The 26,465-nt window shown below is 65.2% G+C and carries 28 protein-coding genes and 1 pseudogene; 2 read left to right on the top strand and 27 right to left on the bottom strand.

All coding sequences use genetic code 11. The features are described 5' to 3' along the window. The first annotated feature begins 7 nt into the window (after positions 1–7). Positions 8–211, top strand: coding sequence for a hypothetical protein (locus ACGI6K_RS04260; RefSeq protein ID WP_376942509.1), 204 nt, complete (start codon positions 8–10; stop codon positions 209–211). 8 nt (positions 212–219) lie between these two features. Here ACGI6K_RS04260 and ACGI6K_RS04255 read toward each other — a convergent pair whose 3' ends face one another. The 22 genes and pseudogenes from ACGI6K_RS04255 to trmJ form a co-directional block, all read right to left on the bottom strand. After that, positions 220–1,014, bottom strand: a complete 795-nt coding sequence (locus ACGI6K_RS04255; RefSeq protein ID WP_376942511.1) for an amidohydrolase — start codon at positions 1,012–1,014, stop codon at positions 220–222. Positions 1,015–1,109: 95 nt separating this feature from the next. Beyond that, positions 1,110–2,258: a pyridoxal phosphate-dependent aminotransferase gene (locus ACGI6K_RS04250; protein ID WP_376942513.1), complete on the bottom strand. Its 1,149-nt coding sequence runs from the start codon at positions 2,256–2,258 to the stop codon at positions 1,110–1,112. Positions 2,259–2,532: 274 nt separating this feature from the next. Continuing rightward, a pseudogene (locus tag ACGI6K_RS04245) lies at positions 2,533–3,022 on the bottom strand (sigma-70 family RNA polymerase sigma factor); the annotation flags it as partial. A gap of 188 nt (positions 3,023–3,210) precedes the next feature. Beyond that, positions 3,211–4,686 carry a ribosome biogenesis GTPase Der gene (gene der / locus ACGI6K_RS04240; protein WP_376942515.1) on the bottom strand — a complete coding sequence of 492 codons (1,476 nt, stop codon included), beginning with the start codon at positions 4,684–4,686 and terminating at the stop codon, positions 3,211–3,213. Between the two features lie 277 nt (positions 4,687–4,963). Next, a complete protein-coding gene (gene bamB, locus ACGI6K_RS04235) occupies positions 4,964–6,121 on the bottom strand; it encodes an outer membrane protein assembly factor BamB (RefSeq protein ID WP_376942517.1) in 1,158 nt (385 codons plus the stop codon). A 1-nt stretch (position 6,122) separates the two neighbouring features. Further along, positions 6,123–6,767 carry a YfgM family protein gene (locus ACGI6K_RS04230; RefSeq protein WP_376942519.1) on the bottom strand — a complete coding sequence of 215 codons (645 nt, stop codon included), beginning with the start codon at positions 6,765–6,767 and terminating at the stop codon, positions 6,123–6,125. A gap of 24 nt (positions 6,768–6,791) precedes the next feature. Continuing rightward, positions 6,792–8,078 (bottom strand): histidine--tRNA ligase, encoded by a 1,287-nt coding sequence (gene hisS / locus ACGI6K_RS04225; protein WP_376942521.1) that lies wholly within the window; start codon positions 8,076–8,078, stop codon positions 6,792–6,794. A gap of 9 nt (positions 8,079–8,087) precedes the next feature. Then, entirely contained in the window at positions 8,088–9,206 is a 1,119-nt protein-coding gene (gene ispG / locus ACGI6K_RS04220; RefSeq protein ID WP_376942573.1) for a flavodoxin-dependent (E)-4-hydroxy-3-methylbut-2-enyl-diphosphate synthase, read from the bottom strand. Beyond that, positions 9,206–10,246 carry a RodZ domain-containing protein gene (locus ACGI6K_RS04215; protein ID WP_376942523.1) on the bottom strand — a complete coding sequence of 347 codons (1,041 nt, stop codon included), beginning with the start codon at positions 10,244–10,246 and terminating at the stop codon, positions 9,206–9,208. The genes ispG and ACGI6K_RS04215 overlap by 1 nt, the downstream gene beginning before the upstream one ends. Beyond that, positions 10,243–11,001 (bottom strand): type IV pilus biogenesis/stability protein PilW, encoded by a 759-nt coding sequence (gene pilW, locus ACGI6K_RS04210; protein WP_376942525.1) that lies wholly within the window; start codon positions 10,999–11,001, stop codon positions 10,243–10,245. The genes ACGI6K_RS04215 and pilW overlap by 4 nt, the downstream gene beginning before the upstream one ends. A gap of 12 nt (positions 11,002–11,013) precedes the next feature. Then, on the bottom strand, positions 11,014–12,159 hold the full coding sequence (gene rlmN / locus ACGI6K_RS04205) for a 23S rRNA (adenine(2503)-C(2))-methyltransferase RlmN (protein ID WP_376942527.1): 1,146 nt from the start codon (positions 12,157–12,159) through the stop codon (positions 11,014–11,016). 25 nt (positions 12,160–12,184) lie between these two features. Further along, positions 12,185–12,616 carry a nucleoside-diphosphate kinase gene (ndk, locus tag ACGI6K_RS04200; protein WP_376942529.1) on the bottom strand — a complete coding sequence of 144 codons (432 nt, stop codon included), beginning with the start codon at positions 12,614–12,616 and terminating at the stop codon, positions 12,185–12,187. A gap of 98 nt (positions 12,617–12,714) precedes the next feature. Next, positions 12,715–12,915, bottom strand: coding sequence for a Fe-S cluster assembly protein IscX (iscX, locus tag ACGI6K_RS04195; protein ID WP_376942531.1), 201 nt, complete (start codon positions 12,913–12,915; stop codon positions 12,715–12,717). A gap of 10 nt (positions 12,916–12,925) precedes the next feature. Then, positions 12,926–13,264, bottom strand: a complete 339-nt coding sequence (fdx, locus tag ACGI6K_RS04190; protein WP_376942533.1) for an ISC system 2Fe-2S type ferredoxin — start codon at positions 13,262–13,264, stop codon at positions 12,926–12,928. Between the two features lie 3 nt (positions 13,265–13,267). Beyond that, positions 13,268–15,133, bottom strand: coding sequence for a Fe-S protein assembly chaperone HscA (gene hscA / locus ACGI6K_RS04185; RefSeq protein WP_376942535.1), 1,866 nt, complete (start codon positions 15,131–15,133; stop codon positions 13,268–13,270). Positions 15,134–15,175: 42 nt separating this feature from the next. Further along, positions 15,176–15,697 (bottom strand): co-chaperone HscB, encoded by a 522-nt coding sequence (hscB, locus tag ACGI6K_RS04180; protein ID WP_376942537.1) that lies wholly within the window; start codon positions 15,695–15,697, stop codon positions 15,176–15,178. Between the two features lie 9 nt (positions 15,698–15,706). Then, a complete protein-coding gene (gene iscA, locus ACGI6K_RS04175; RefSeq protein ID WP_376942539.1) occupies positions 15,707–16,030 on the bottom strand; it encodes an iron-sulfur cluster assembly protein IscA in 324 nt (107 codons plus the stop codon). Between the two features lie 25 nt (positions 16,031–16,055). Further along, a complete protein-coding gene (gene iscU, locus ACGI6K_RS04170; protein ID WP_376942541.1) occupies positions 16,056–16,442 on the bottom strand; it encodes a Fe-S cluster assembly scaffold IscU in 387 nt (128 codons plus the stop codon). A 43-nt stretch (positions 16,443–16,485) separates the two neighbouring features. After that, positions 16,486–17,700, bottom strand: coding sequence for an IscS subfamily cysteine desulfurase (locus ACGI6K_RS04165; protein ID WP_376942543.1), 1,215 nt, complete (start codon positions 17,698–17,700; stop codon positions 16,486–16,488). A 29-nt stretch (positions 17,701–17,729) separates the two neighbouring features. After that, positions 17,730–18,224, bottom strand: a complete 495-nt coding sequence (iscR, locus tag ACGI6K_RS04160) for a Fe-S cluster assembly transcriptional regulator IscR (protein ID WP_376942545.1) — start codon at positions 18,222–18,224, stop codon at positions 17,730–17,732. A 130-nt stretch (positions 18,225–18,354) separates the two neighbouring features. Next, positions 18,355–19,131: a serine O-acetyltransferase gene (cysE, locus tag ACGI6K_RS04155; protein ID WP_376942547.1), complete on the bottom strand. Its 777-nt coding sequence runs from the start codon at positions 19,129–19,131 to the stop codon at positions 18,355–18,357. Beyond that, positions 19,131–19,907, bottom strand: a complete 777-nt coding sequence (gene trmJ / locus ACGI6K_RS04150) for a tRNA (cytosine(32)/uridine(32)-2'-O)-methyltransferase TrmJ (RefSeq protein ID WP_376942575.1) — start codon at positions 19,905–19,907, stop codon at positions 19,131–19,133. Before trmJ ends, cysE begins: the two co-directional genes overlap by 1 nt. A gap of 143 nt (positions 19,908–20,050) precedes the next feature. Between trmJ and suhB the strand changes: the two genes are divergently transcribed. Then, on the top strand, positions 20,051–20,866 hold the full coding sequence (suhB, locus tag ACGI6K_RS04145; protein ID WP_376942549.1) for a type III secretion system regulator SuhB: 816 nt from the start codon (positions 20,051–20,053) through the stop codon (positions 20,864–20,866). A 94-nt stretch (positions 20,867–20,960) separates the two neighbouring features. Here the strand turns inward: suhB and secF are convergent, their stop codons facing one another. The 5 genes from secF to queA form a co-directional block, all read right to left on the bottom strand. Continuing rightward, positions 20,961–21,875 carry a protein translocase subunit SecF gene (secF, locus tag ACGI6K_RS04140; protein ID WP_376942551.1) on the bottom strand — a complete coding sequence of 305 codons (915 nt, stop codon included), beginning with the start codon at positions 21,873–21,875 and terminating at the stop codon, positions 20,961–20,963. A 10-nt stretch (positions 21,876–21,885) separates the two neighbouring features. Next, positions 21,886–23,754: a protein translocase subunit SecD gene (gene secD / locus ACGI6K_RS04135; protein WP_376942553.1), complete on the bottom strand. Its 1,869-nt coding sequence runs from the start codon at positions 23,752–23,754 to the stop codon at positions 21,886–21,888. Between the two features lie 64 nt (positions 23,755–23,818). Continuing rightward, positions 23,819–24,154 (bottom strand): preprotein translocase subunit YajC, encoded by a 336-nt coding sequence (gene yajC, locus ACGI6K_RS04130; protein WP_376942555.1) that lies wholly within the window; start codon positions 24,152–24,154, stop codon positions 23,819–23,821. 42 nt (positions 24,155–24,196) lie between these two features. Continuing rightward, positions 24,197–25,312, bottom strand: coding sequence for a tRNA guanosine(34) transglycosylase Tgt (tgt, locus tag ACGI6K_RS04125; protein WP_376942577.1), 1,116 nt, complete (start codon positions 25,310–25,312; stop codon positions 24,197–24,199). A gap of 5 nt (positions 25,313–25,317) precedes the next feature. Continuing rightward, positions 25,318–26,367: a tRNA preQ1(34) S-adenosylmethionine ribosyltransferase-isomerase QueA gene (gene queA / locus ACGI6K_RS04120; RefSeq protein WP_376942557.1), complete on the bottom strand. Its 1,050-nt coding sequence runs from the start codon at positions 26,365–26,367 to the stop codon at positions 25,318–25,320. Between the last annotated feature and the right edge of the window lie 98 nt (positions 26,368–26,465).

The following is a 26,465-nucleotide window of genomic DNA, read 5'->3' as shown; positions in this document are numbered from 1 at the left end:
TCCTCTCTTGAACGACACCATGGCGGCACGGGACGAAACGCGCTGGCTTCTCTACCGTATCGACGACAACGGCAACGAAGTGGAGATGCGCCGCTTCGCCGAACGCGCCGAGGCGGAGGCGCTGATGCGCGAGTACGAACGACGCGGCCACAAGCAGGCCTATCTGGTGCGCGAGGAGCGCCAGGCGCCCGGCGAGGCGCGGGAAGCCTGACGCACGGCTCAGCCCTTCAGTTCGAAGCCGTCCGCGTCGCGCCAGGCCGGGAAGCGCGCGCGGAATTTGGCCAGAGCCTGAGCCGGGAGCGTGACCCGGAACACGCCGTCGTCCTCGCCCGCGGCCAGCAGTGGTTCGCCTTGGAAGTCGAGCACCTGGCTATCGCCGGCGTGCGGATAGCCATTACCGTCGGCGCCGACGCGGTTGACCGCCGCGACGAAGCACAGGTTTTCGATGGCGCGCGCCGGTAGCAGGCGGTTCCAGGCGTTGCGCCGAGCCGCTGGCCAACTGGCGATGTAGAGCAAGAGGTCGGTGTCGTGGGGATCGCGGCTCCATACTGGGAAGCGCAGGTCGTAGCAGACCAGCGGACGCACGTGCCAGCCCTTGAGTTCGAGCAGCACGCGCTCCTGTCCCGCGGCGTAGTGCTCGTGCTCGCCGGCCATGCGGAACAGGTGGCGCTTATCGTAGTGGGCGCAACTGCCATCGGGGCGCGCCCAGTACAGACGGTTGCGGTAGCTGCCGTCGCCGGCGCGGGTGATGACGCTGCCGACCACCACCGCGTTCAAGCGCGAGGCCTGCGCCAGCAGCCAGGCGCGGCTCGGACCGTCCTCCTCCTCGGCCAGCGCCGCGGCGTCCATGGAGAAGCCGGTGCTGAACATCTCCGGCAGGATCACCAGGTCGGCGCCGGCGGCCCGCTCCAGCAGCGCGCCAAAGTGGGCGTGGTTGGCGGCGGGTTCCTGCCAAACCGGGGCGGTCTGTACCAGGGCCAGCGTCAGGTCGGGCAAGGCGGTCAGGTCGCGCATGGGAAGCCTCCACAAATCCTTGGTCGTCGGGCATACATTGGGGCTCGATGGTGGATAACGCTGCGCGGTTATCCACTCTACAGGCCTGCGGGTCCTCAGACCCGGCACAGCTTCTCGGCGGCCTGGCGCAGGGTCTCCTCGCGCTTGGCGAAACAGAAGCGCACCAGCCGCAGGCCGGCCGGCGGGCTCTGGTAGAACACCGACACCGGGATGGTCGCCACGCCGTGCTCGCGGGTCAGCCACAGGGACATCTCGACGTCGTCGAGGTCGTCGCGGATCGCCGAGTAGTCGGCGAGCTGGAAATAGGTACCGGGCGCACGGGTGAAGGTGAAGCGCGAGCCGGCTAGCAGGTCGCAGAACAGATCGCGCTTGGCCTGGTAGAAGGCCGGCAGTTCGTCGACATGTTCCGGGCAGGCGGCCATGTAGTCGGCCAACGCCCACTGCAGCGGGCTAACGCCGCAGAAGGCGACGAACTGGTGGACCTTGCGCAGTTCGGCGCTCAACGCCGGCGGCGCCACCACGTAGCCGGTCTTCCAGCCGGTGACGTGGTAGGTCTTGCCGAAGGAGCTGACCACGAAGGCGCGCGCATAGAGCTCCTCGTGGGCCAGCACGCTGGCATGGCGCGCGCCGTCGTAGATCAGGTGCTCGTAGACCTCGTCGCTGACCAGATAGATGTCGGAGCCGCGGATCAGCCGGGCCAACTGCTCCAGTTCGTCGCGGGAAAGCAGCGCGCCGCTGGGGTTGTGCGGGCTGTTGAGGATGATCAACCGGGTACGCGGACTGAGGGCGTCGGCCAGGCGCTGCCAGTCGATGGAGAAATCCGGCAGGGCCAGCGGCACGTGCACGCAGCGCCCGCCGGCCAACTCCACCGAGGGTTCGTAGCTGTCGTAGCAGGGGTCGAGGACTATCACCTCGTCGCCCGGCCGGACCAGCGCCTGCAGCGCGCAGAAGATCGCCTCGGTGGCGCCGGGGGTGATGGTGATTTCCTCGTCCATGTCCACCTGGCGGCCGTAGCTGCGAGCGATCTTGCGCGCGATCTGTTCGCGCAGCGCCGGCAGGCCGGTCATCGGCGAATACTGATTGTGCCCGGCCATCACATGGTGGCCGACCGCCTCGCGCAGTGCCTGCGGGCCGTCGAAATCCGGAAACCCCTGGGACAGGTTGATGGCGCCGGTCTGCACGGCGAGCTGGGACATAGTGGTGAAGATGGTGGTGCCGACGTTGGGCAGTTTGCTCTGGATCATGGCTTGGATACACGGACAAGCGACGGGCGAAGTCGCGAGCATAGCCGATGAGTCCGCCGCCCAGAAAGCGAACGTCAGGCCCCATGGCAGCGGATTTCCGATGCGCTCCCGCAGAAGCGAACTCGTTCGCGACCGGAATGGACATGGGGCTTTGGGCGTGACCCCGGTCGCGGATGAATCCGCACTGTACAAAGCCGTCCCTGGCTCGCGGCCTCAGAAGTCTCAGCGGGCGGCCAGCATCGTGTTGCGCGGTTCGCCATAGCAATGTCCAGGCAGCACGGCGCGCCGGCTCCCAATAGCGGACGATGGTGCGCATGGCGCGACCGAAATGCTGGGTCACCCTATTGAGCGAGATTCCCTGTTCATCCGCGATTTCCCGCTGCGGCATGCCATGGATGCGCTGCAGCAAAAAGATCTGCCGTGGGCGCGCCGGCAAGGCATCGATAATGGCCAGCAGCGCCTTCAGTTGTTATTCGAAATCGAGCGCCATGGCGCCATCGCAATCGTCGCCGAGGGTGTCGGGCAACTCCGCCATGCTCTTGAAGCGGGCGCTGCGCGCGCAGTCCGAACGGTTGCGGTCGATGGGGCCGGTTGAAGGATACCCGGCGCAGGAAGGCGAATGGCCGGACGACGGGCCGTTGCGGCGGCTTCTCCAGCAGTTGGACGCAGACATCGTGCATCACGTCGTGGGCAAACTGGCGGCAACTGAAGCGGCGCCGGATGTATTCGACCAGGTCGTGATAATGCAGCGCCAGGGTATCCATCAAGTCATCGGGAGGTGGGAGCTCGACATGGGAGGACAGCCGGACCGTACTTGACAATAATTCGCATTATTCCAGCCGGATCGGGAATTCTCACCCCGTGGCGTATCGGCCCGGCGTGACCGGAGACGGCAAGCGCCGCCCCTAGACTCATCGTCGCTATGACCGCGACAACCCGAAGACCGACGGGTTCAGCGCTTCTTGTCCCTGCGCTTCTTCTCGGCCTTCTTATGATGACTCATCAGGCGGCGCTTCTTGTTCACCTGCCGCTCGGTGAGGCTGTTCTTCTTGCCCTCGTAGGGGTTTTCGCCGCCCTTGTATTCGATGCGGATCGGCGTGCCGACCAGCTTGAGTACGCGGCGGTAGGTGTTCTCCAGATAGCGCGTGTAGGCCTTGGGCACCGCCTCCACCTGATTGCCGTGGATCACGATCAACGGCGGGTTGGCGCCGCCCAGGTGAGCGTAGCGCAGCTTGATGCGCCGGCCGTTGACCAGCGGCGGCTGGTGCTCCTGCACCGCGTCCTCGAGGATGCGAGTCAGGCGGCTGGTCGGCCAGCGGGTCACCGCCGACTGGAAAGCGGCCTGCACCGACTTGTAGAGGTGGCCGACGCCGGTGCCGTGCAGGGCGGAAATGAAGTGGATGTCGGCGAAGTCGGCGAACATCAACCGGCGCTGCAGTTCGGTCTTCACGTAGTCGCGCTGGCCCGGTTCCATGCCGTCCCACTTATTCAGCGCGATAACCAGGGCGCGGCCGGTTTCCAACACGAAGCCGAGCAGGTTGAGGTCGTGCTCGACCACCCCTTCGCGGGCGTCCATCACGAAGATCACCACGTTGGCGTCCTGGATGGCCTGCAGGGTCTTGACCACCGAGAACTTCTCCACCGCCTCGAAGATCTTGCCGCGGCGACGCACGCCGGCAGTGTCGATCAAGGTGTACTTCTCCTCGTCGCGCTCGAAGGGGATGTAGATGCTGTCGCGGGTGGTGCCGGCCTGGTCGTAGACGATCACCCGCTCCTCGCCGAGCATGCGGTTGACCAGGGTCGACTTGCCGACGTTGGGCCGGCCGATAATGGCGATCTTGATGCCGTCCTTCTCGCTGGGACCGGGCACCCGTTTGGGCTCCTCGCCCTCGGCGACGATCTCCGTCTCGCCTTCCCCTTCCTCGCCTTCGTCGTCGCGGGGAAAGATGCTGAGGGCGTCCTCGAGCATGGCGTTGATGCCGCGCCCGTGGGCGGCGGCGATCGGCAGGGCGTCGCCCAAGCCCAGCGGGCTGAACTCGGCGCGGGCGATGTCCGGGTCGACGGTATCGACCTTGTTCGCCACCAGGAAACTGCGCTTGTTGCGCTTGCGCAGGTGTTCGGCGATCAGTTGGTCAGCGGCGGTCATCCCGGCGCGGGAGTCGACCATGAACAGCACGGCGTCGGCCTCTTCGATGGCCTGCAGCGACTGCTCGGCCATCTTCGCATCGATGCCCTCCTCGTCGCCGGAGATGCCCCCGGTGTCGATGACGATGTATGTGCGGCCCTGCCACTTGGCCTCGCCGTACTGGCGGTCGCGGGTCAGTCCGGCGTATTCGGCGACGATGGCGTCGCGGGTCTTGGTCAGACGGTTGAACAGCGTCGACTTGCCGACGTTCGGGCGGCCCACCAGGGCAATTACGGGAACCATAAGGCTCTCACCTGCAATGTTCGGAAAATACAACGGCCGCTGCGCGAGGCAGCGGCCGGATGAGAAGGTCGGTCCGTGCCGACCATGGGCCTGTCGACACCGGCCTCCGCGAGCCGCGTTGCCGCGGCGAATGGCGCCAGGTTAGGCCGCGTACGGCTAGGCGCGACCGCAGGAAATGGCACTCCTTCGCCAAATCCCGCAACGACGCATGGCGCCATTTACCACGTAAAAACAGGCTCCGCCGCGGTCGCGCGCACTAGAGTCAACAGGCCCGCATTCAGCGAATGGTCAGCGCGACCAGATTGCCGCCGTTGCCATAGGCGTACAGCCAGTCGCCCACCACCAGCGGACGGGCGCGCAGACCCTCGCTGTCGATGCGGATGCGCCCGACGAAGCGACCGTCCACCTGGCTGAGCAGGTGCAGGTAGCCCTCCAGGTCGCCGACCGCGACATAGCTGGAGAACACCACCGGCGACGACAACTGGCGGCGGGCCAGCCCGTCGTTCTTCCACAGCGCCGAGGCGCTACCTTCGTCGATACCCTCGACTGCGCCCTCGGCCAGACTCACGTAGACGTTGCCATAGCCGAGCGCCACACTGCCGTTGCTGGAGGCCTGGCGCTGCCAGCGGGGGCGTCCGGTCTGCAGGTCGAGCGCGGCGACGCTGCCCTGGAAAGTCGCGACGTACAGGGTGCCACCGGACATCTCCAGGCCGCCGTCGATATCCACCACCCGCTCCAGTTCGGAACGCCCGGAGGGCACCGCCACCCGCTGCTCCCAGATCGGCAGGCCACGCTGAGTTTCCAGGGCGAGCACCTTGCCGCTGGACAGGCCGGCGACCGCCAACTGGTTGGTGACCAGCGGCGCGCCGGTTCCGCGCAGGGTGAGTACGGCCGGGGTGCTCTCGTAAGTCCAGCGCTGGCTGCCGCTGCTCGCCTCGAGGGCGATCAGGCGGTCTTCCTGGGTCTGCACCACCACCACATCGCCATTGCTCACCGGAGGAGCGAGCACCTCGCTGCTGACGCGGCTGCGCCAGAGCACCTCGCCACTGCCCGAGTCCAGCGCGATCACCTCACCCTGCAGGGTGCCGAGCAGGACCTGGCCATAGCCGGCACCCACACCTCCGGATACCGGAACATCTAGATTCTTGCGCCAAACGACTTTGCCGCTGAAGCGGTCGAGGGCCATCACCAGGCCGCCGACATCGGCGACGAACAGGGTGTCGCCCTCCACCGCCGGCACCAGCAGATTGTAGGTCTTGCCCTGTCCCTCGCCGATGCTGCGGCTCCACTCCTTGTGCAGACGAACCTCCGCCTTGAACTTCTGCAACGGGGCCGGCGGCTGCTCCTTGGAACTGTTGAGCCAGTTGGCGATACTGCAGCCGGCGAGCGTCGCGGCCATCGCCAGCACCACCGTGGCGTGCTTCCAAGGCTTCACGTCAGGCGTCTCCCTTGGCCAGCTCGTCGAGCTTCAACTGCAGAGGCCCTGGGCCGGCATCGGCGGGCTGGGCGCTCCTGGCCTTCTCGTAGGCGGCCCGTGCCTCGTCGAGGCGGCCGAGCCGCACCAGCAGATCGCCACGGACTTCCTCACGGGCCGCCTGGAAGGCCGGATCGGCCTCGCCGGCGAGCAGGGCGAGTCCCTCCTCGGCCTTGTCCTGAGCCGCCAGGACCCGTGCCAGGCGCTGACGCGCCACTTCACCGAGCGTGGCGTCGGCCGGCTTGTCGAGAATCCCCCGCAGCGCGGCGGCGGCCTCGTCGAGCCGGCCCTCCTCCACCGCCACCTTGGTGACCAGCAGGCTGCCGTACTGGGCGTAATGGGTGCCGCCGAAATTACTCTGCAACTGCCCGTAGAGTTCGGCGATCCGAGCCGTGTCCGGTTTCCCGGACGGCCTCAGGCTGGCATCCAGCAATTGCTGGTAGAGTGCCGAAGCCCCGTACGCCTGTCCGCTCTGGTACTTCTGCCAACCCTGCCAGGCGAGTACCAGCGTCAAGGCCAGGACACCACCGCTGAGCAGGGGCCTGCCGCTGCGCTTCCACCAATCCTTGATCTGCGCCAGCTCTTCATTCTCGGTATGCGAGGTCACCCCGATAACTCCTCAATCCAGTGTTCAAGCCCGCAGGCAAGCCGCCAGGCGCTCGCCCAGCTCGTCCCAGCCCACGTTCTGTTGTTCGCCCTCGGCACGCAGCGACTTCAGGCCGACGATGCGCCCGGCCAATTCGTCCTCGCCCAGCACCAGGGCGTAGAGCGCGCCGCTCTTGTCGGCCTTCTTTAACTGGCTCTTGAAGCTGCCGGCTCCGGCGTTGACCGCCAGGCGCAGCCCCGGCAGCGCGTCACGCAGCCGCTCGGCCAGGCCCAGAGCCGCCAGCTCGGCCGCTTCGCCGAAGGCGCAGAAATACACGTCGACCTGCCGGGAAAGCTCGGCTGGCACCCGCTCCAGGGTTTCCAGCAGCAGCACCAGGCGCTCGACGCCCATGGCGAACCCCACCGCCGGGGTCGGCTTGCCACCCAACTGCTCGACCAGACCGTCGTAGCGGCCGCCAGCGCAGACGGTGCCCTGGGAGCCGAGCTTGTCGGTGACCCACTCGAACACTGTCTTGCCGTAGTAGTCCAGGCCGCGCACCAGCTTGGGATTGATCACGTAGGGGATGCCGGCGACATCCAAGCGCGCCTTGAGGCCCTCGAAATGCTGGCGCGAGTCCTCGTCCAAATAGTCCGCCAGCCTCGGCGCATCCACCAACAGGGCTTGTGTCTCCGGGTTCTTGCTGTCGAGAATGCGCAGCGGGTTGCTCGACAGGCGCCGCTGACTGTCCTCATCGAGCCGCTCGAAACGCGCCGAGAGGTACTCGACCAGCGCCTCGCGGTAGCGCGCACGGGCCTCGCTGCTGCCCAGACTGTTGAGTTCGAGGGTCACCGCCTCGCGCAGGCCGAGCAGCCCCCAGAGGCGCCAAGTCAGCACGATCAGTTCGGCATCGATGTCCGGCCCCGGAAGGTTGAAGACCTCCACGCCGATCTGCTGGAATTGCCGGTAGCGGCCCTTCTGCGGGCGCTCGTGGCGAAACATCGGACCGACGTACCAGAGCTTTTGCACCTGGCCGCCGCCGCTGATGCCGTGCTCGAGTACCGCCCGCACGCAACTGGCGGTGCCTTCTGGGCGCAGGGTCAGGGAGTCGCCGTTGCGGTCCTCGAAGGTGTACATCTCCTTCTCGACGATGTCGGTGACCTCGCCGATGGAGCGTTTGAACAGCTCGGTGAACTCGACGATCGGCATGCGGATCTGCCGGTAGCCGTAGCTGTCCAGCAGGCCGGCCACGCTATTCTCGAAATAGCGCCAGAGCGGGGTCTGCTCCGGCAGGATGTCGTTCATGCCACGGATGGCCTGGATGTTCTTGCTCACGCGGATTCCTTAGCTGCGGACGATCAGGCTGGCATCGGCCGCGGCCTTTTCCGCGGCCTTGCGGCGGATCAGCCGCTCCAGCTCGTCCACCAGATTTTCGTTGCCCAGCTTCTGCGCCGGCTTGCCGTCGATGTAGACCAGGTTGTTCGGGGTGCCGCCGGTCAGGCCGACGTGCGCCTCCTTGGCCTCGCCCGGGCCGTTCACCACGCAGCCGATCACCGCCACGTCGAGCGGCACCAGCAGGTCCTCGAGGCGGGTTTCCAGCTCGTTCATGGTCTTCACCACGTCGAAGTTCTGCCGCGAACAGCTCGGACAGGCGATGAAATTGATGCCGCGCGAGCGCAGGTGCAGCGACTTGAGGATGTCGAAACCGACCTTGATCTCCTCCACCGGATCGGCGGCCAACGAGACGCGGATGGTGTCGCCGATGCCCTCGGCGAGCAGCATGCCGAGGCCCACCGCGGACTTCACGGTGCCGGAGCGCAGCCCGCCGGCCTCGGTGATGCCCAGGTGCAGCGGCTGCTCGATCTGCCCGGCCAGCAGGCGATAGGCGGCCACCGCCATGAACACGTCGGACGCCTTGACGCTGACCTTGAAGTTCTGGAAATCCAGGCGGTCGAGGTGCTCGACGTGACGCAGGGCGGACTCCAGCAGAGCCTGCGGAGTCGGCTCGCCGTACTTCTTCTGCAAGTCCTTCTCCAGGGAGCCGGCGTTGACACCGATACGGATCGGGATACCCCGGTCGCGCGCGGCATCCACCACGGCGCGGACCCGGTCCTCGCGGCCGATGTTGCCCGGATTGATGCGCAGGCAGTCGACGCCCAGCTCGGCCACGCGCAGGGCGATCTGGTAGTCGAAGTGGATGTCGGCGACCAGCGGCAGTTGTACCTGCCGCTTGATCCGGCCGAAGGCCTCGGCGGCATCCATATCCGGCACCGAGACGCGGACGATGTCGGCGCCGGCCGCCTCCAGACGGCGGATCTGCGCCACGGTGGCCTCGACATCGTGGGTGTCGGTGTTGGTCATGCTTTGCACCGAGATCGGTGCATCGCCGCCGACCGCCACCGGGCCGATCCAGATCTTGCGCGACGGACGGCGCTGGATGGGGGATTCGCTATGCATGGCGATTAATTCCCAAGTTTCAGGCGGGCGGTCGCACCACGCACGGTGTGAGGGGCCAGATCGACCGGTTGGCCATCTAAGCTGACTTCGGCGCCGTGGGCGAAGCCGAGGCGCACGTCCAGCGGCTTCTGACCGCGCAGTTCGAGCGTGTCGCCGGCACGCTTCAGGCCGCGCAGCAGGACCTTGCCGCGCGCATCGATGACCTGCGCCCAGCAATCGGCCGTGAAGCGGATGTTCAGCAAACCCTCGCCGGCGGCCGGCTCGACCGGCGGCGAAGCGGGAGCGGCTTCCGGCAAAACGGCGGTGGCCGGAGCGGCCTGCGGAACGGAGGCCACGGCAGGGGCGGGAGTGGCCGGTGCCACGGGCGCGGGCGCCGACTCGACCGGCACTCTGTCCGTACCGCGTGCGAGCGGCAGCGGAGACGGTGGCGTGGCTCCGGCCGCCGGCGAGCCGTTCGGAACGACGACGGCGCCGGACAGCGGAGCCGGCCGGGATTGCGGCTCGGCGGGCTGGAGCGCCTGGGCCACGGCCTGATCCTCGGGCTCGTCGAGCGGATGGATCTGGGTGGTGCCATCGGCGCTGTCGACTTCGACATGGGCTAAGTTGAGCGCGTTCCGGACCCCTTGGTATGCGGAACGCTCCTGCCACCAGAACAGGCCGGAACCAACCAGCAGGAGGATCAGGGCGAGACCGACCAGACGCAGGATGCCCTGAGAAAGACGCACCGGCTGCTCGATATTTCCCAGGCTGTGCACTTCGCTGCCCTTGGCGTCGGTGCCCGTGTAGCGGTCGAAGGCCTCGACCAGGCGGACCTGATCCATTCCCAGCAGCTTGGCGTAGGAGCGCACGTAGCCACGCGCGAAGGTATGCCCCGGTAGCCGCTCGAACTCGCCGGCCTCCAGCAAGGCCAGGGTGCGGGCGGGGAGATGCAGGTGGCCGGCCACCTGGGCCAGAGACCAGTCGTTGGCCTCGCGGCCCTTGCGCAGGATCTCGCCCGGGTTGACGGAGGCCGCGGCCGTGCTCTCAGTTTGCGACGCGTTCATCATTGCTCCGACAGATATTGCTGATATTCCGGCGTGCCCGGGTAAAGACGCTTCAGTTGCAAGCCGAAGGTGGCAGCCTGGTCGCGGTCATCGAAGACCTTCGCCAGGCGGGTCCCCAGCAACAGACTGCGGGCGCTCTGCTCGCCCATGCGGCTGAAACTGGAGTAATAGGAACGCGCCGCCACGTAGTCGCGCGTCTCGAAATTCAGTGTGGCCATCTCCAGCAGCGTCAGCGGCTGCCGGGAGTTGATCCGCAGGGATTTTTCCAGATGAGCCTTGGCGAGATCCTGCCGGCCGAGCCCGATGGCGGCCAGCCCGAGGTTGAGGTAGACCCGCGCGCGCTCGGGGTACAGAGTATCGGCCGCGGCCTGCTGGAAACGCTCGTAGGCATCCTGGTAGCGACGTTGCTCGAACAGAAAGCTGCCGTAGTTGTTCAGGATACGCGCATCGCCGGGACGCTCGGCGAGCGCCTTGCGATAGTGCCGGTCGGCCAGGTCGGGCTCGAGTTCGGTCTGGAACACCAGGGCCAGGGCAGCGTGGGCGTCGGCATCGGACGGGTCCAGCTCCAGAGCCTTGCCCAGCGGCACCTTGGCACGGTCGGTCCGTCCCTGCTTGAGATAACCGAGGCCGAGCTGGATATACGCCTCGCGAGCCTCCTTGCGCCCCTGCTCGGTCCGCATGGGATCGACCGCTCCGGTCGAGACGCAACCGGCCAGCAGCGTGGCGGAAAACAGCAGCAGCGCAGCGTGCGGGGTCATAAACATCCTCGTTCAGGTCCGATCGGCGGCGCCGGAGGATGGCGCAGCTTCGTCACCGATCCGGCGCACGGCGATATAGCGCTCGCTGCGCCGGGTGCGATCCATGACCTGACCAACCAGTTGGCCGCAGGCGGCATCGATGTCCTCACCCCGGGTGGTACGCACCGTGACATTATGCCCGGCCTTGTGCAACAGGTCCTGGAAGCGGCGGATGGCGTTGTTGCTCGGCCGCTCGTAACCGGAGTGGGGAAAGGGATTGAAGGGGATCAGGTTGATCTTGCACGGCACGTCGCGCAGCAGTTCGACCATCTGCGCCGCATGCTCGGGCTGGTCGTTGACGTCCTTGAGCAGGGTGTATTCCACGGTCAGCACACGCTTTTCGCCGAGACGCGAGATGTAGCGCCTGCAGGCGTCGAGCACCTGGGCCAGCGGGTACTTGCGGTTGACCGGCACCAGACGGTTGCGCAGCTCGTCGTTGGGCGCGTGCAGCGACAGCGCCAGGGACACGTCGATGATCTTGCCCAACTCATCGATCATCGGCGCCACGCCCGAGGTGGACAGGGTCACCTTGCGCTTGGAGATGCCATAACCGAGATCGTCCATCATGATCTGCATGGCGGCGACCGCGTTGTCGAAGTTCATCAGTGGCTCGCCCATGCCCATCATCACCACGTTGGTGATAGCGCGGTCGATCTTGCCCGGGACGGTGCCGAAGGATTTATTGGCGATCCACACCTGGCCAATGATCTCGGCGGCGCTCAGGTCGCTGTTGAAGCCCTGCTTGCCGGTGGAGCAGAAGCTGCAGTCGAGCGAACAGCCGGCCTGGGACGATACGCACAGGGTTCCCCGCCCGGCCTGCGGGATGTAAACAGTTTCGACGCAACTGCCGGACGTCACGCGCACCACCCACTTGCGGGTGCCGTCGCCGGAAATATCCTGAGTGACGACTTCTGGACCGCGGATCTCGGCACAGGCCTTGAGCTTCTCGCGCAAGGCCTTGCCGATGTTGCTCATGGCATCGAAGTCGTCGACGCCGAAGTGGTGAATCCATTTCATCACCTGCCCGGCACGAAAGCGCTTCTCGCCGATGGACTCGAAGAAGCTCTCCAATTGCGGCTGGGTCAATCCCAGCAGATTCGCCTTGGTGGTTTCGTTCATGGATTCACCCTCCCCCATCGCCTGATCAGCGAATGCGGGCACACACCTCGGTGGCGGCGAAGAAGTAGGCGATCTCGCGGGCAGCGGAAGCCTCGGAGTCGGAACCGTGCACGGCGTTCTCGTCGATGGACACGGCGAAATCGGCGCGAATGGTGCCCGGCTCGGCCTTCTTCGGATCGGTGGCGCCCATCAGTTCGCGGTTCTTGGCGATCGCGCCCTCGCCCTCTAGCACCTGCACGACGACCGGGCCGGAGGTCATGAAGGACACCAGATCCTTGAAGAACGGACGCTCCTTGTGCTCGGCGTAGAAGCCGCCGGCTTCACGCTCGGACAGTTGGACCATCTTCGCCGCGACGACGCGCAGGCCGGCCTTCTCGAAACGGGTGAGGATCTCACCGATGACGTTCTTGGCGACGGCGTCGGGCTTGATGATGGAAAGGGTACGTTCAACGGCCATGGAATAGCTCCAGTCAATCGGGGAGGGTTGAAAAGCGGAAAATTAAACCCGCGAATTATACGCGGGTTCCGGTGAAATACATAAGACTAGCTCGAGGATCAGTCGGCTTCTTCGATCCAGGCCGCCTGGATGGCCTCCAGCACCTTCTCGCCGCCTCGCGCCGGGTCGTCGTCGAATTCCGGCAGGGCTAGCACCCACTGGTGCAGGTCGAGGAAGTTGAGGTAGCGAGGATCGATCTGCGGATGGGTGTCGGCCAGTTGCAGGGCGATTTCCCGTACGTCGGTCCATTTCAGCCTCACGCGCATGCCCTCAGTGCTTTTCCGAAACCTGATTGATGGTGTAGCGCGGAATCTCCACCACCAAATCCTCAGTGCCGACCCTCGCCTGACAGGATAGCCGCGACTCCGGTTCCAATCCCCAGGCCTTGTCGAGCATGTCGTCTTCCAGTTCGTCGGACGGCTCGAGGGAATCGAAGCCGTCGCGCACTATCACATGGCAGGTGGTGCAGGCACAGGACATCTCACAGGCGTGCTCGATCTCGATATCGTTGCGCAGGGCGGCCTCGAGAATGCTCTCGCCAGTCTCGGCCTCGACCACCCGGCCCTCGGGGCAATGCACCTCATGGGGCAGAAAAACGATCTGCGGCATCATTCACTCCTCGATTTCATTCAGTCGGCGCCCGGACAGCGCGGCCTTCACCGAAGCATCCATGCGTCGGGCGGCAAAGGCATCGGTGATCTGCGTCAGATGGCGGACGTGCGCCTCGATGACGGCGGCGTCCTGCCCGCCCAGCACGCCGCGCAACGCCTGCATCTGTGCCTCGATGGCGACCCGTTCGGCGGGGCTCAGCAGCGCCTCGCCATCGGCCTCCAGGGCCGCCTGCACCGCTTCCAGCAAACGCTGCGCCTCGACCTGCTGCTCACGCAGCGTGCGGGCAGCCTTGTCGCCGCCGGCATGCTCGAAAGAGTCCTTGAGCATCCGTGCGATTTCGCCGTCGGTCAGGCCGTAGGACGGTTTGACCTGCACGCTCGCCTCGATACCGGAGCCCAGCTCGCGGGCGGAGACATTGAGCAGGCCATCGGCATCGACTTGGAAGGTAACCCGGATCTTCGCCGCTCCCGCCACCATGGGCGGAATCCCGCGCAGCTCGAAGCGCGCCAGGGAACGACAGTCCTTGACCAGTTCGCGCTCCCCCTGCAGGACGTGGATCAGCATGGCCGTCTGGCCATCCTTGTAAGTAGTGAACTCCTGAGCCCGCGCCACGGGCAAGGTGGTGTTGCGCGGGATGACCTTTTCCATCAGCCCGCCCATGGTCTCGAGGCCCAGGGACAGCGGATTGACATCCAACAGCAGCAACTCCTCGCCATCGCGCCCGTTGCCAGCCAGGGTGTCGGCCTGGAGCGCCGCGCCGATGGCGACCACCTGATCGGGGTCGATGTCGGTCAGCGGCTGGCGATCGAACAGTTCGGCGGCCGCCCGGCGCACCCGCGGCACACGGGTAGAGCCGCCGACCATGACCACCGCGGCGATCTCCTGCGGCTCGATCCCGGCATCGCGCAGCGCCCGCCGGCAGGCCTTGAGGCTGCGCGCCACCAGGGGCTCGATCAGTGCCTCGAAACGCTCGCGGGACAGCTCGCCCTGCCAAGGACCATAGGCGAGCGCCACCGAGCCGCTGTCGCTCAGCGCCTCCTTGGCCGCACAGGCCAGTTGCAGCAGATGACGCTGGACGCCCGGATCGAGATCGGCGGACAGTCCCGCCTGCTCGATGATCCAGTTGGCGATGGCATGGTCGAAGTCGTCACCACCCAGGGCGCTGTCGCCGCCGGTGGCGAGAACCTCGAAAACCCCGCGGGTCAGGCGCAGGATGGAGATGTCGAAGGTACCGCCGCCCAGGTCGTAGATCGCCACTACGCCCTCGGCGCCCCGGTCGAGGCCGTAGGCGACCGCCGCCGCGGTCGGCTCGTTGAGCAGGCGCAGCACATCGAGGCCGGCCAGCCGCGCGGCATCCTTAGTGGCCTGGCGCTGCGCCTCGTCGAAATAGGCCGGCACGGTGATCACTGCGCCGACCAGTTCGCCGCCCAGAGCTTCCTCGGCGCGCCGGCGCAGTACCTTGAGGATCTCCGCCGACACTTCGACCGGGCTTTTCGGTCCCTGCACCGTCTCGATGAAGGGCATGTGCGACTCGCCCGCGGCGAAACGGTACGGCAACTGCTCGCCGAGCAGCTTGACATCGGCGATGCCGCGCCCCATCAGGCGCTTCACCGAGAGCACGGTGTTCAGCGGGTCCACGGCGGCGGCAGCCTTGGCTGCGCGGCCGACCTCGACCCGGCCGTCGGGCAGGTAGCGTACCGCCGACGGCAGGATCGTTTCCCCCTCGGCGTCCTTCAGGGATTCGGCCAGGCCGCTACGCAAGGTGGCGACCAGCGAATTAGTGGTTCCCAAGTCGATCCCGACCGCCAGGCGACGCTGGTGGGGTTGCGGGCTTTGTCCGGGTTCGGCGATCTGCAATAAGGCCATGGCATTCAGATATGTCGGAGGCGCGGCCGGAGCAGCGCGGGGTTAGTCGTCGAGACGCTCTTCGAGCTGACGGACCTCGGCAAAGAGCTTGTCGAGAAATTGCATGCGCCGTACTAGGCGTTCGGCCTCGTCGCGCCGCCGCGGATCGGCCCAGCAGGTAGCGAAACCTTCGTTCAGTTGCTCCTGGTCCTGCACGAGCCGGCGCTTGAATCGCGCCACCCCATCTAGGTCGGCGCTGTCCTGCAGCTCCTGGAGTTCTTCACGCAATTCCATCTGCTGCATGAGAAACGCAGGGTCCTGCACCGTGGTTTCCGGGGGCAGTTCCTCTCCCTGCAGGGACAGCAGGTAACGGGCGCGCTGCGACGGACTTTTCAGCGTCTGATAGGCCTCGTTGAGCCGGGCGGCTTCCTCCAGCGCCAGGCGCTGCTCGCGTTCGGGGGCACCGGCGAAACGGTCGGGATGCACCCGGCGCGCCAGTTCGCGGTAACGCACCGCGAGCCGGTCCTGATCGAGGCGAAAATCCGGCTCAAGGTCGAACAGGGCGAAATGGCTAGCATTACCCATGCGATGACCTCAGACGTTGAAGCTTTCGCCGCAGCCGCACTCGCCACGCACGTTCGGGTTGTTGAACTTGAAGCCTTCGTTGAGCCCTTCGCGAACGAAGTCCAGTTCGGTGCCATCCAGGTAGACCAGGCTTTTGGGGTCGACGATCACCTTGACCCCATGACTCTCGAACACCTGGTCCTCGCTGGCCACCTCGTCGACGAACTCGAGCACGTAGGCCAGCCCCGAGCAACCGCTGGTGCGAACGCCCAGGCGGATGCCCTCGCCCTTGCCGCGTCCATCGAGGGAACGCCGGATGTGGCTGGCGGCGGCTTCGGTCATGGTGACGGCCATTGCAACTCCTTATGTTTAGGGTGGTTCAAACCAGGCCCTTCTTGTGCTTGTAATCGCGCACAGCGGCCTTGATGGCATCCTCCGCCAGGACCGAGCAGTGGATCTTGACCGGCGGCAAGGCCAGTTCCTCGGCGATCTGGGTGTTCTTGATGGTTTCGGCTTCCTCCAGGCTCCGGCCTTTCATCCACTCGGTGGCCAGGGAACTGGAGGCGATAGCCGAACCGCAGCCGTAGGTCTTGAACTTGGCGTCCTCGATGATGCCCTGCTCGTTGACCTTGATCTGCAGGCGCATCACGTCGCCGCAGGCGGGGGCGCCCACCATGCCGGTGCCGACGTCGGGGTCCTGCGCGTCGAGCTTGCCGACATTGCGCGGGTTTTCGTAATGGTCGATGACCTTGTCACTGTAAGCCATGGTGCAATACCTCGTTAATTACGGGCAATTTCCAGAAAGGGCGTCAGTGGGCCTGCCACTCGATCTTGGACAGATCGACCCCATCCTTGTACATGTCCCAGAGCGGCGACAGTTCGCGCAGCTTGCCGACCGCCTCGCATACCTTCCGCGCAGCGTAATCGACCTCTTCCTCGGTGGTGAAACGACCGAAAGTGAAGCGGATCGAGCTGTGCGCCAGCTCGTCGTTGCGGCCCAGAGCGCGCAGCACGTAGGACGGCTCCAGAGACGCCGAGGTGCAGGCCGACCCAGAGGAAACCGCCAGATCCCTGAGCGACATGATCAGCGACTCGCCTTCCACGTAGTTGAAGCTGAGATTGAGGTTGTGCGGCACCCGTGCCATGGCGCTGCCGTTCAGGTAGACCTCTTCAAGGGTGCTGACCTGCTCGTGGAAGCGATGGCTGAGCCCGGCGATACGCCGGCTTTCCGCGGCCATCTCTTCCCTGGCGATGCGGAAGGCCTCGCCCATGCCGACGATCTGGTGGGTCGCCAGGGTACCGGAACGCATGCCGCGCTCGTGGCCGCCGCCGTGTATCTGCGCCTCCAGGCGTACGCGCGGCTTGCGCCGCACGTAGAGAGCGCCGATCCCCTTGGGACCGTAAGTCTTGTGGGCGGAGAAGGACATCAGGTCGACCTTCATGCGCTCCAGGTCGATGACCACCTTGCCGGTCGACTGGGCGGCATCCACGTGATAGAGCACGCCGCGCGAACGGGTCAGTTCGCCGATGGCGGCGATGTCGTTGACCGTGCCGATCTCGTTGTTGACGTGCATCACCGAGACCAGGATGGTGTCCTCGCGCAGCGCTGCCTCGACCATTGCCGGAGTGATCAGACCATCCTCGCCAGGCTCGAGGTAGGTAACCTCGAAACCTTCGCGCTCGAGCTGGCGGGTGGTATCCAGCACCGCCTTGTGTTCGATCTTCGAGGTGACGATGTGCTTGCCCTTGCTCGCGTAAAAGTGCGCGACACCCTTGATCGCCAGGTTATCGGACTCGGTGGCACCGGAAGTCCAGACGATCTCCCGCGGATCGGCGTTGACCAGTTCCGCCACCTGGCGGCGGGCGTTTTCCACGGCCTCCTCGGCCTTCCAGCCGAAGACGTGGGAACGCGAGGCCGGATTGCCGAAATTGCCCTCCATGGTCAGGCATTCGCACATCTTCTGCGCCACCCGCGGGTCGACCGGAGTGGTGGCGGAATAATCCAGGTAAATCGGCAACTTCATGAGTCTCTCCTGTCGGGCTGGCATCCGGCTCATTCAATGGCGGACGCTTCGATCTTTCCGGCATACGGCAGCGGACAACCACCCCCCTGGCGCCGCTCCTGCAAGCGGGCGAGATCCTGGACGTCGCTGCGGGCGACCAGGTCGGCCAGACTGATGCCGCTGAGGAATTCGTGGATCTGCTGGCTGAGGTCGCACCAGAGGTAATGGGTCAGGCAGACCTCTCCAGAACGGCAACCGCGATCGCCCTGGCAGCGCGTCACGTCCACCGACTCGTTGACCGCATCGATCACTTCGGCCACCTGGATGGCGGCCATACCGCGGGAAAGCTGGTAACCACCGCCGGGACCGCGAACGCTGGTCACCAGGCTGTTGCGCCGCAACTTGGCGAACAACTGCTCCAGGTAGGAAAGGGAAATGCCCTGGCGCTCGGAGATGTCGGCGAGGGAAACGGGGCCGTTCTGGGCATGCAATGCCAGATCGAGCATGGCCGTAACGGCATATCGGCCTTTGGTTGTCAGTCGCATGATCGATACCAGGGAATCGCTGATTTACGCCGAGTATGCAATACCCGACAAACAAGATCAACTATTAATCCTTGCAATTCACTCGGAATTGCATCGACTCAGCGAATCGACCGGAAAGAATCATGAAAGCTCAGGCCGACGACTTGCCGCCCTCATCCTTGACACCGGAGAAATCCTCTTCGCGAAGCGCCGGCAGCTCTTTGGCATGATAATCGCTACCCAGCGCCTTGAGCGCCTGGCACATGCCCTCGAGCCGCTCGTCGACGGCCTGCAGATGGTCGAGCAACTGGCTGATGGCCTGCGCCACCGGGTCCGGCGTGTTCTGGCCGAGCGCGTAGGCGTCGAAGCCATATTTCTCGGCGATCGCCCGGCGCCTGACCTCCTGCTCGTCGTCCGGCCTGGCGACGATGCGTCCGGGAATCCCCACCGCCGTGGCGCCGGCCGGCACCGCCCGGGTCACCACGGCGTTGGAGCCGATCTTAGCGCCGGCGCCGACGGTGAAGGGACCGAGAATCTTCGCTCCGGCGCCGACGATCACCCTGTCCTCCAGGGTCGGGTGGCGCTTGCCCTTGTTCCAACTGGTACCGCCCAAGGTCACCCCGTGATAGAGAGTGACATCGTCACCGATCTCGGCGGTCTCGCCGATCACCACGCCCATGCCGTGGTCGATGAACAGGCGCCGGCCAATCCGCGCGCCCGGATGGATCTCGATGCCGGTCAGCCAGCGCCCCACATGCGAAACCAGCCTCGCCAGCAGCTTCCAGTCGGAGCACCACAGTCCGTGCGCCAGGCGATGCAACCACAGCGCGTGCAGCCCCGGATAGCAGATCAGCACCTCGAGGGCATTGCGCGCGGCAGGATCGCGCTGGAAAACGCTCCGGATATCTTCTCGCATGCGTTCGAACATCACCGCTTTCTCCGCGTATGGGCCTCGCCGCGGGCCGCCTTCTGGGTTTCCGTCAGGATGCCACGCAGGATATTCATTTCCAGCTTGCTGATCCCGCTGCGGCCATACAGGCGGCGCAGGCGCGACATCAGGTGGCGCGGCTTTTCCGGATCGAGGAAGCCGATCTCCACCAAGGTGCTTTCCAGGTGCCCGTAGAACAGCTCCAGTTCATCCATGGTGGCCGGCAGGGAATTGAGCATCGCCGTGGTTTCCAGCTTTTCCTGCTTGCTCGGCACCCCTTCGGCTGCCAGCCAAGCCATGCGCACCTCATAGACGAGCACCTGCACCGCCGCCGCCAGATTCAGGGAGCTGAACGAAGAGTCCGAAGGAATGTGCACATGGAACTGGCAGCGCTGCAGTTCCTCGTTGGTCAGGCCGGCGTATTCGCGACCGAACACCAGCGCCACCTCGGCGCCCTGACCGACCTGCTCCAAACAGGTCGCGGCGCACTCGCGCGGGTCCAGCAACGGCCAGGGAATGCGCCGATCGCGGGCGCTGGTGCCGAGCGCCAGCGTGCAGCCGACCAGCGCCTCTTCCAGAGTGGCGACCACCTGCGCATTGTCCAGGATGTCGGTGGCGCCGGAGGCCCGGGCAACCGCCTCGCCGCTCGGAAAGTCTTCGGGAGCGACCAGATAGAGACGGCTTAGCCCCATGTTCCGCATGGCACGGGCCGCCCCTCCGATATTGCCGGGGTGACTGGTATTCACCAGGACAACACGAATGTTCTGCAGCAACACCGGCTCCACGACGCTATACGGCCAAAGGGGCTGGAATCTTACAGAAGCCGGGTGGCGAACGCCACGCGCCCGGCGACTGCATACCCTACCCGTTTCTGCTAGTATGGCCGGCTTTCCTCGACAACGACCCAGGTGAAACCTCCATGCAGCCCATGCTGAATATCGCGCTGCGCGCGGCCCGCAGCGCCGGCGAACTGATCTTCCGCTCCATCGAACGCCTGGACGTCATCTCGGTCGACGAGAAGGACGCCAAGGACTATGTCAGCGAGATCGATCGCGCGGTGGAGCAGACCATCATCGCCACCCTGCGCAAGGCCTATCCGCATCACGCCATCCTCGGCGAGGAAGGCGGACAGCAGGCGGGCAGCGGCGAGGGCGCCGACTATCAGTGGATCATCGATCCGCTGGACGGCACCACCAACTTCCTGCGCGGCGTGCCGCACTTCGCGGTGAGCATCGCCTGCAAACACAAGGGCCGCCTGGAGCACGCCGTGGTGCTCGATCCGGTCCGTCAGGAAGAATTCACCGCCAGCCGCGGCAACGGCGCCGCCCTCAACGGCCGGCGCATCCGCGTCAGCTCGCGCAAGAGCCTGGATGGAGCCCTGCTGGGCACCGGCTTCCCCTTCCGCGACAGCCAGCTCGAATACTTCGAGAACTATCTGGGCATGTTCCGCGCTCTGACCGGCCAGACCGCCGGCATCCGCCGCGCCGGCGCCGCCAGCCTGGATCTGGCTTATGTCGCCGCCGGCCGCTACGACGCCTTCTGGGAGTTCGGCCTATCCGAATGGGACATGGCCGCCGGCGCCCTGCTGATCCAGGAGGCAGGCGGCCTGGTGAGCGACTTCGGCGGCGGCCACGAATTCCTCGAAAAGGGTCATGTGGTGGCCGGCAATACCAAGTGCTTCAAGGCCGTGTTGACTGCCATCCAGCCGCATCTGCCGCCAGCGCTGAAACGCTGAGGCGACGCCGGAAAATAAAAAACCCGCCAAATGCGGGTTTTTTATTGTCAGCAGGAAGACGTCGCCGGACAACTCGTCCGGCACGGCCCCGCACTCAGGGCCGCAGGTCCGTCTCGGCCTCCTGGGCCACCGGAGGAATCAGGTCGTCGCGGGTCAGCTTCAGCCAGATCAGCACGACGTTGGCAATGTAGATCGAAGAATAGGTGCCGGCCATCACTCCGATGAACAGCGCCAGGGAAAAGCCCCAAAGCGGCTCGCCACCGAACAGCATCAAGGCCAGTATCGCCAACAGCGTGGAAATCGAAGTCGCCATGGTCCGCAGCAGCGTCTGGGTCGTGGAGATATTGATGTTCTCGACCAGGTCGGCCTTGCGCAGCAGGCGGAAATTCTCGCGGATGCGGTCGAACACCACGATGGTGTCGTTCAACGAATAACCGATGATCGCCAGCACAGCGGCCAGCACCGTGAGATCAAAGGGGATCTGGAGAAAGGAAAAGACACCGAGGGTGACGATGACGTCGTGGAACAGGGACAATACCGCGCCGCAGCCGAACTTCCACTGGAAGCGGAAGGCCACGTAGACCAGTATCCCCCCCAGCGCCAGCAGCATGCCCAGCCCCCCCTGGTCGCGCAGCTCCTCGCCCACCGCCGGGCCGACGAACTCGGCCCGCTTGACCGTCATCGGATTGTCGGAGGCGGACTGGCGCAGTGCCGATGCCACCCTCTCACCCAGTTGCGGATCGTCGCCCTTCAGGCGCACGAGCACATCGGTGGTCGCCCCGAAACTCTGCACGAGAGCATCGCCGTAGCCGGCCGTCTCCAGTCCGGCACGCACGTCCGACAACTCAACTGGACGCTCGTAGCTCAGTTCGATGAGAGTACCGCCGGTGAAATCCAGACCGAAATTCAGCCCCCGGACAGCCAGACTGACCAGGGACAACAGGGTCAGCACCAGGGTCGCGGCGAAGGCGACCCGGCGAATACCCATGAAATTGATGACACGCTTCATGCCGAACCCCTCAAATCCACAGTTTCTTCAGATCGCGGCCGCCGTAGATCAGGTTGACCATGCCGCGGGTCACGATGATGGCGGTGAACAGGGAGGTAGCGATCCCCAACGACATGGTCACAGCAAAGCCCTTGACCGGTCCGGTCCCCATGGCGAACAGGATTCCGCCCACCAGCAGAGTGGTCAGGTTGCCGTCGAGAATCGCCGAGAAGGCACGGTCGAAGCCTTCGTGGATGGCCCGCTGGACCGACAGGCCATTGGCGATTTCCTCGCGGATGCGCGAGAAGATCAGTACGTTGGCATCCACCGCCATGCCCATGGTCAGCACTATGCCGGCGATGCCCGGCAGGGTCAGGGTCGCGCCGAGCAGCGACATCAGCGCCACCAGCAGCACCATATTGAAAGCCAGCGCCACCGCGGCCAGCAGGCCGAAGAAATTGTAGATCAGCAGCATGAACAGGGTGACGAAGAGGAATCCCCACAGCGAGGCCTGAATGCCCAACTGGATGTTCTCCGCCCCCAAACTCGGCCCCAGAGTACGCTCCTCGGCGAAGTACATCGGCGCCGCCAAGCCACCGGCCCGCAGCAACAGCGCCAGCTCCGAGGACTCGCCCTGGCCATTGAGGCCGGTGATACGGAATTGGCTGCCGAGCGGCGACTGGATGGTCGCCAGGCTGATGATCTTCTTCTCCTCGCGGAAGGTTTCGACCGCCACCTCCTTCTCGACACCGTCGACCGTCTGCTTGACGTAGCGGGTCATCGGCTTCTGCTCGATGAACAGCACGGCCATGGCGCGCCCGACGCTATTGCGGGTCGCCCGGCTCATCAACTCGCCGCCATGGCCATCGAGACGGATGTTGACCTGCGGGCGGCCATTCTCGTCGTAACTGGCCTGGGCGTCGGTGACCTGATCACCGGTGATGATCAGACTGCGCTCCAAGGCCACCGGCGGACGCCCTCCCTCGCGAAACTCGAAAATCTCGGTCATGGCGCGCGGAGCATCGGACTCGGCAGCCATACGGAATTCGAGACTGGCGGTCTTGCCGAGAATCCGCTTGGCTTCGGCGGTATCCTGCACGCCGGGCAATTCGACGACGATGCGATTGGCACCCTGGCGCTGCACCAGCGGCTCGGACACGCCCAGCTCGTTGACCCGGTTGCGCACCGTGGTCAGGTTCTGCTTGATCGAGTACTCGCGAATCTCCGCCAGCTTCGCCGCCGTCAGCGTCAGGCGTAGCACCGGCTGGCCATTGCGTTCGCCGGCGCTCAGATCGAAGTCGTTGAAATTCTTGCGTATCAACGCCTGCGCCTGTTCCAGTTGCCCGCTGTCGGCGAAGCCAAGCTGAATGGCGCCGCCCTGCTGCGGCAGGCTGCGATAGCGCTGGCGCTCCTTGCGCAGCAGGCTCTTCACTTCGCCCTCGTATACCTTCAAGCGCGCATCCAGCGCCCTGTCCATGTCCACCTCGAGCAAGAAATGCACGCCGCCGGACAGGTCCAGGCCCAGTTTCATCGGATTGGCGCCCAGGGCACGCAGCCAGCCGGGCGTGGTCGGCGCCAGGTTCAGCGCGACCACGTAGTCGTCGCCGAGCACCTTGCGCGCCACGTCCTTGGCTTCCAATTGGCGTCCCTGGTCGATCAGGCGCAACAGTCCGGTCTTGCCTTCATCGGTAAGGCTGCTCGCCTTGACGGCGATGCCGGCCTCGGCCAGCGCCTTGCCGACATGCTCGAGATCGCCCTGTCCGATCTGGCGGGCCGTGCTTGCCCCGCTGATCTGGATGGCCGGGTCGTCGGGAAAGAGATTGGGTGCGGAATAGACAATGCCGACCAGCAGCACAGCCAGGATCAGCAGATACTTCCACAGGGGATACTTGTTGAGCATGACGCCGTCCGGTTGAGACGCGGGGCGCCTTGCGCGCCCCGTCACGGATGAAAGAAGTGGAGCTTCAAATGGCCTTCAGGGTGCCCTTGGGCAGGGAGGCGACGATCGCGCCTTTCTGGATCTTCAGTTCCACGGTGTCGGAAACCTCCAGCACCACGAAATCATCGGCCACCTTACTCACCCGTCCGGCGATACCGCCGGTGGTCACCACCTCGTCGCCCTTCTGCAGACCGCTCAGAAGATTCTTGTGCTCCTTGGCGCGCTTGGCCTGAGGACGCCAGATCATCAGGTAGAAGATGACCAAAAAACCGACCAGAAAGATCCACTCGAAGCCGGCTCCCGGAGGAGCACCGGCGGGAGCGGCGGCTTCGGCGTAGGCGGCAGGAATCAGAAAACTCATATAGCTCTCCTGTTAAAAGGATTCGGAGGAAAGGATGGCCGATCAGGTCAGCGGCGGCACCGGCAGACCACGCCGCGCGTAGAAGGTATCGACAAAGGCGGCCAATTTACTCTGTTGGATAGCCTCGCGCAAACCAGCCATCAGACGTTGGTAATGCTGCAAGTTATGAATTGTATTCAACATGCTGCCCAGCATTTCGCCGCATTTGTCCAAATGATGCAGATAGGCGCGGGAGAAATGTTTGCAGGTGTGACAATCGCAGGCCGGGTCCAGCGGCGATTCGTCGTGCCGATGCACTGCGTTGCGGATCTTCAGCACCCCGCTGTCGACGAACAGATGGCCGTTGCGCGCGTTGCGGGTCGGCATCACGCAATCGAACATGTCGATGCCACGGCGTACGCCCTCGACCAGATCCTCCGGCTTGCCCACGCCCATCAGGTAACGCGGCTTGTCCGCCGGCAGCCGTGGCGGCAGGAAGTCCAGCACGCGGATCATCTCCTCCTTCGGCTCGCCGACCGACAGGCCGCCGATAGCCAGGCCGTCGAAGCCGATCTCCTCTAGCCCATCCAGCGAACGCAGGCGCAGATCCTCGTGCATGCCGCCCTGGACGATGCCGAACAGCGCCGCCGGATTGCCCTCGTGGGCGATCTTCGAGCGCCCGGCCCAGCGCAGCGACAGCTCCATGGAGCGCCGCGCTACCTCCTCGTCGGCCGGATAGGGCGTGCATTCGTCGAAGATCATCACGATGTCCGAGCCGAGATCGCGCTGTACCCGCATCGACTCCTCGGGTCCCATGAAGACCTTGGCGCCATCCACCGGCGAGGCGAAATATACCCCCTCCTCTTTGATCTTGCGCAGCGCCCCCAAGCTGAACACCTGAAAACCACCTGAGTCGGTGAGGATCGGTCCATGCCACTGCATGAAGTCGTGCAGATCGCCATGCTGGCGGATCACCTCAGTCCCTGGCCGCAGCCAGAGATGGAAAGTATTGCCGAGGATGATCTGCGCCCCGATCGCCTCGATGTCGCGCGGCAGCATGCCCTTCACCGTGCCATAGGTACCCACCGGCATGAACGCCGGAGTCTCGACCACTCCGCGGGGGAAGCTCAGACGGCCGCGGCGGGCCTTGCCATCGGTGGCCAGCAACTCGAAGGTCATGTGACTCATGGGGTTTCCTCGGGACCGCGGGGAGCGGGATTACGGGTGATGAACATGGCATCGCCGTAGCTGAAGAATCGGTAACCCTGTGCCACGGCCGCTGCGTAGGCGGCCATGGTCTCGGGATAGCCGGCAAAGGCCGACACCAGCATCAGCAGAGTGGATTCGGGCAGGTGGAAATTGGTCACCAGGGCATCGACCACATAGAAGGGCCGCCCCGGATAGATGAAGATATCGGTATCGCCGCTGAACGGCCGAAGCACGCCATCCCGAGCGGCGCTCTCCAGCGCGCGCACGCTGGTGGTGCCGACCGCGACCACCCGTCCACCGCGCGCCCGGCAGGCCGCTACGGCATCGACCACATCCTGGCCGACATCCAGCCATTCACGGTGCATGTGGTGATCCTCGATACGCTCGACACGCACCGGCTGGAAGGTGCCGGCGCCGACATGCAAGGTGACGAAAGCAGTCGCCACGCCCTTCTCGCCGATCGCGGCAAGTAGCGCCTCGTCGAAATGCAGCCCGGCGGTAGGCGCCGCCACCGCACCGGCACGCGCGGCGTAGACCGTCTGGTAACGCTCGCGATCGGCCGCCTCGTCGGGACGATCTATATAAGGAGGTAGCGGCATGTGCCCGACACGCTCGAGCAGGAACAGCACGTGCTGGTCGAAGCGCAGCTCGAACAACGCATCGTGGCGGGCGAGCATCTGTGCCTCGCCGCCGCCCTCGATGAGAATCCTCGAACCGGCCTTGGGCGACTTGCTGGCACGCACGTGGGCCAATACCCGCTCATCATCCAGCACGCGCTCGACGAGAATCTCTAGCTTGCCGCCGGAAGCCTTCCACCCGAATAGACGTGCGGGAATCACCCGGGTATTGTTGAACACCATCAGATCGCCGGGCCGGAGATGGTCGAGCAGATCGGCGAAACGCCGATGCTGCAGATCTCCGGTCACCCCATCGAGCACCAGCAATCGACTGGCGCGACGTTCGGCCAGCGGATGACGAGCGATCAGCGACTCGGGAAGCTCGAAATGGAAATCGGCGACACGCATGATGAAGAGGCCAGCTTTTCGGGGCGCAAAGCTTACCGGAAAGCGTCACAAGTGACCACGCGGCACGATTGACCCACCTCGCACACCTCCCTATACTG

The sequence above is a fragment of the Azorhizophilus paspali genome (genome assembly GCF_043587585.2).
Taxonomy (GTDB): domain Bacteria; phylum Pseudomonadota; class Gammaproteobacteria; order Pseudomonadales; family Pseudomonadaceae; genus Azotobacter; species Azotobacter paspali.
The sequence above is the reverse complement of the archived record's forward strand: the minus strand, read 5'-3'. Positions and strand labels throughout refer to the sequence as shown.

What these genes read in the sequence shown, in the direction of transcription:
- ACGI6K_RS04165 (WP_376942543.1), bottom strand. Translation starts at nt 17,700, where the DNA reads ATGAAGTTGCCGATTTACCTGGATTATTCCGCCACCACTCCGGTCGAC.
- iscR (WP_376942545.1), bottom strand. Translation starts at nt 18,224, where the DNA reads ATGCGACTGACAACCAAAGGCCGATATGCCGTTACGGCCATGCTCGAT.
- fdx (WP_376942533.1), bottom strand. Translation starts at nt 13,264, where the DNA reads ATGCCGCAGATCGTTTTTCTGCCCCATGAGGTGCATTGCCCCGAGGGC.
- ACGI6K_RS04255 (WP_376942511.1), bottom strand. Translation starts at nt 1,014, where the DNA reads ATGCGCGACCTGACCGCCTTGCCCGACCTGACGCTGGCCCTGGTACAG.
- ndk (WP_376942529.1), bottom strand. Translation starts at nt 12,616, where the DNA reads ATGGCCGTTGAACGTACCCTTTCCATCATCAAGCCCGACGCCGTCGCC.
- ACGI6K_RS04250 (WP_376942513.1), bottom strand. Translation starts at nt 2,258, where the DNA reads ATGATCCAGAGCAAACTGCCCAACGTCGGCACCACCATCTTCACCACT.
- suhB (WP_376942549.1), top strand. Translation starts at nt 20,051, where the DNA reads ATGCAGCCCATGCTGAATATCGCGCTGCGCGCGGCCCGCAGCGCCGGC.
- secF (WP_376942551.1), bottom strand. Translation starts at nt 21,875, where the DNA reads ATGAAGCGTGTCATCAATTTCATGGGTATTCGCCGGGTCGCCTTCGCC.
- tgt (WP_376942577.1), bottom strand. Translation starts at nt 25,312, where the DNA reads ATGACCTTCGAGTTGCTGGCCACCGATGGCAAGGCCCGCCGCGGCCGT.
- hscB (WP_376942537.1), bottom strand. Translation starts at nt 15,697, where the DNA reads ATGGGTAATGCTAGCCATTTCGCCCTGTTCGACCTTGAGCCGGATTTT.
- queA (WP_376942557.1), bottom strand. Translation starts at nt 26,367, where the DNA reads ATGCGTGTCGCCGATTTCCATTTCGAGCTTCCCGAGTCGCTGATCGCT.
- yajC (WP_376942555.1), bottom strand. Translation starts at nt 24,154, where the DNA reads ATGAGTTTTCTGATTCCTGCCGCCTACGCCGAAGCCGCCGCTCCCGCC.
- pilW (WP_376942525.1), bottom strand. Translation starts at nt 11,001, where the DNA reads ATGACCCCGCACGCTGCGCTGCTGCTGTTTTCCGCCACGCTGCTGGCC.
- secD (WP_376942553.1), bottom strand. Translation starts at nt 23,754, where the DNA reads ATGCTCAACAAGTATCCCCTGTGGAAGTATCTGCTGATCCTGGCTGTG.
- rlmN (WP_376942527.1), bottom strand. Translation starts at nt 12,159, where the DNA reads ATGAACGAAACCACCAAGGCGAATCTGCTGGGATTGACCCAGCCGCAA.
- cysE (WP_376942547.1), bottom strand. Translation starts at nt 19,131, where the DNA reads ATGTTCGAACGCATGCGAGAAGATATCCGGAGCGTTTTCCAGCGCGAT.
- hscA (WP_376942535.1), bottom strand. Translation starts at nt 15,133, where the DNA reads ATGGCCTTATTGCAGATCGCCGAACCCGGACAAAGCCCGCAACCCCAC.
- iscA (WP_376942539.1), bottom strand. Translation starts at nt 16,030, where the DNA reads ATGGCCGTCACCATGACCGAAGCCGCCGCCAGCCACATCCGGCGTTCC.
- der (WP_376942515.1), bottom strand. Translation starts at nt 4,686, where the DNA reads ATGGTTCCCGTAATTGCCCTGGTGGGCCGCCCGAACGTCGGCAAGTCG.
- iscU (WP_376942541.1), bottom strand. Translation starts at nt 16,442, where the DNA reads ATGGCTTACAGTGACAAGGTCATCGACCATTACGAAAACCCGCGCAAT.
- ACGI6K_RS04215 (WP_376942523.1), bottom strand. Translation starts at nt 10,246, where the DNA reads ATGATGAACGCGTCGCAAACTGAGAGCACGGCCGCGGCCTCCGTCAAC.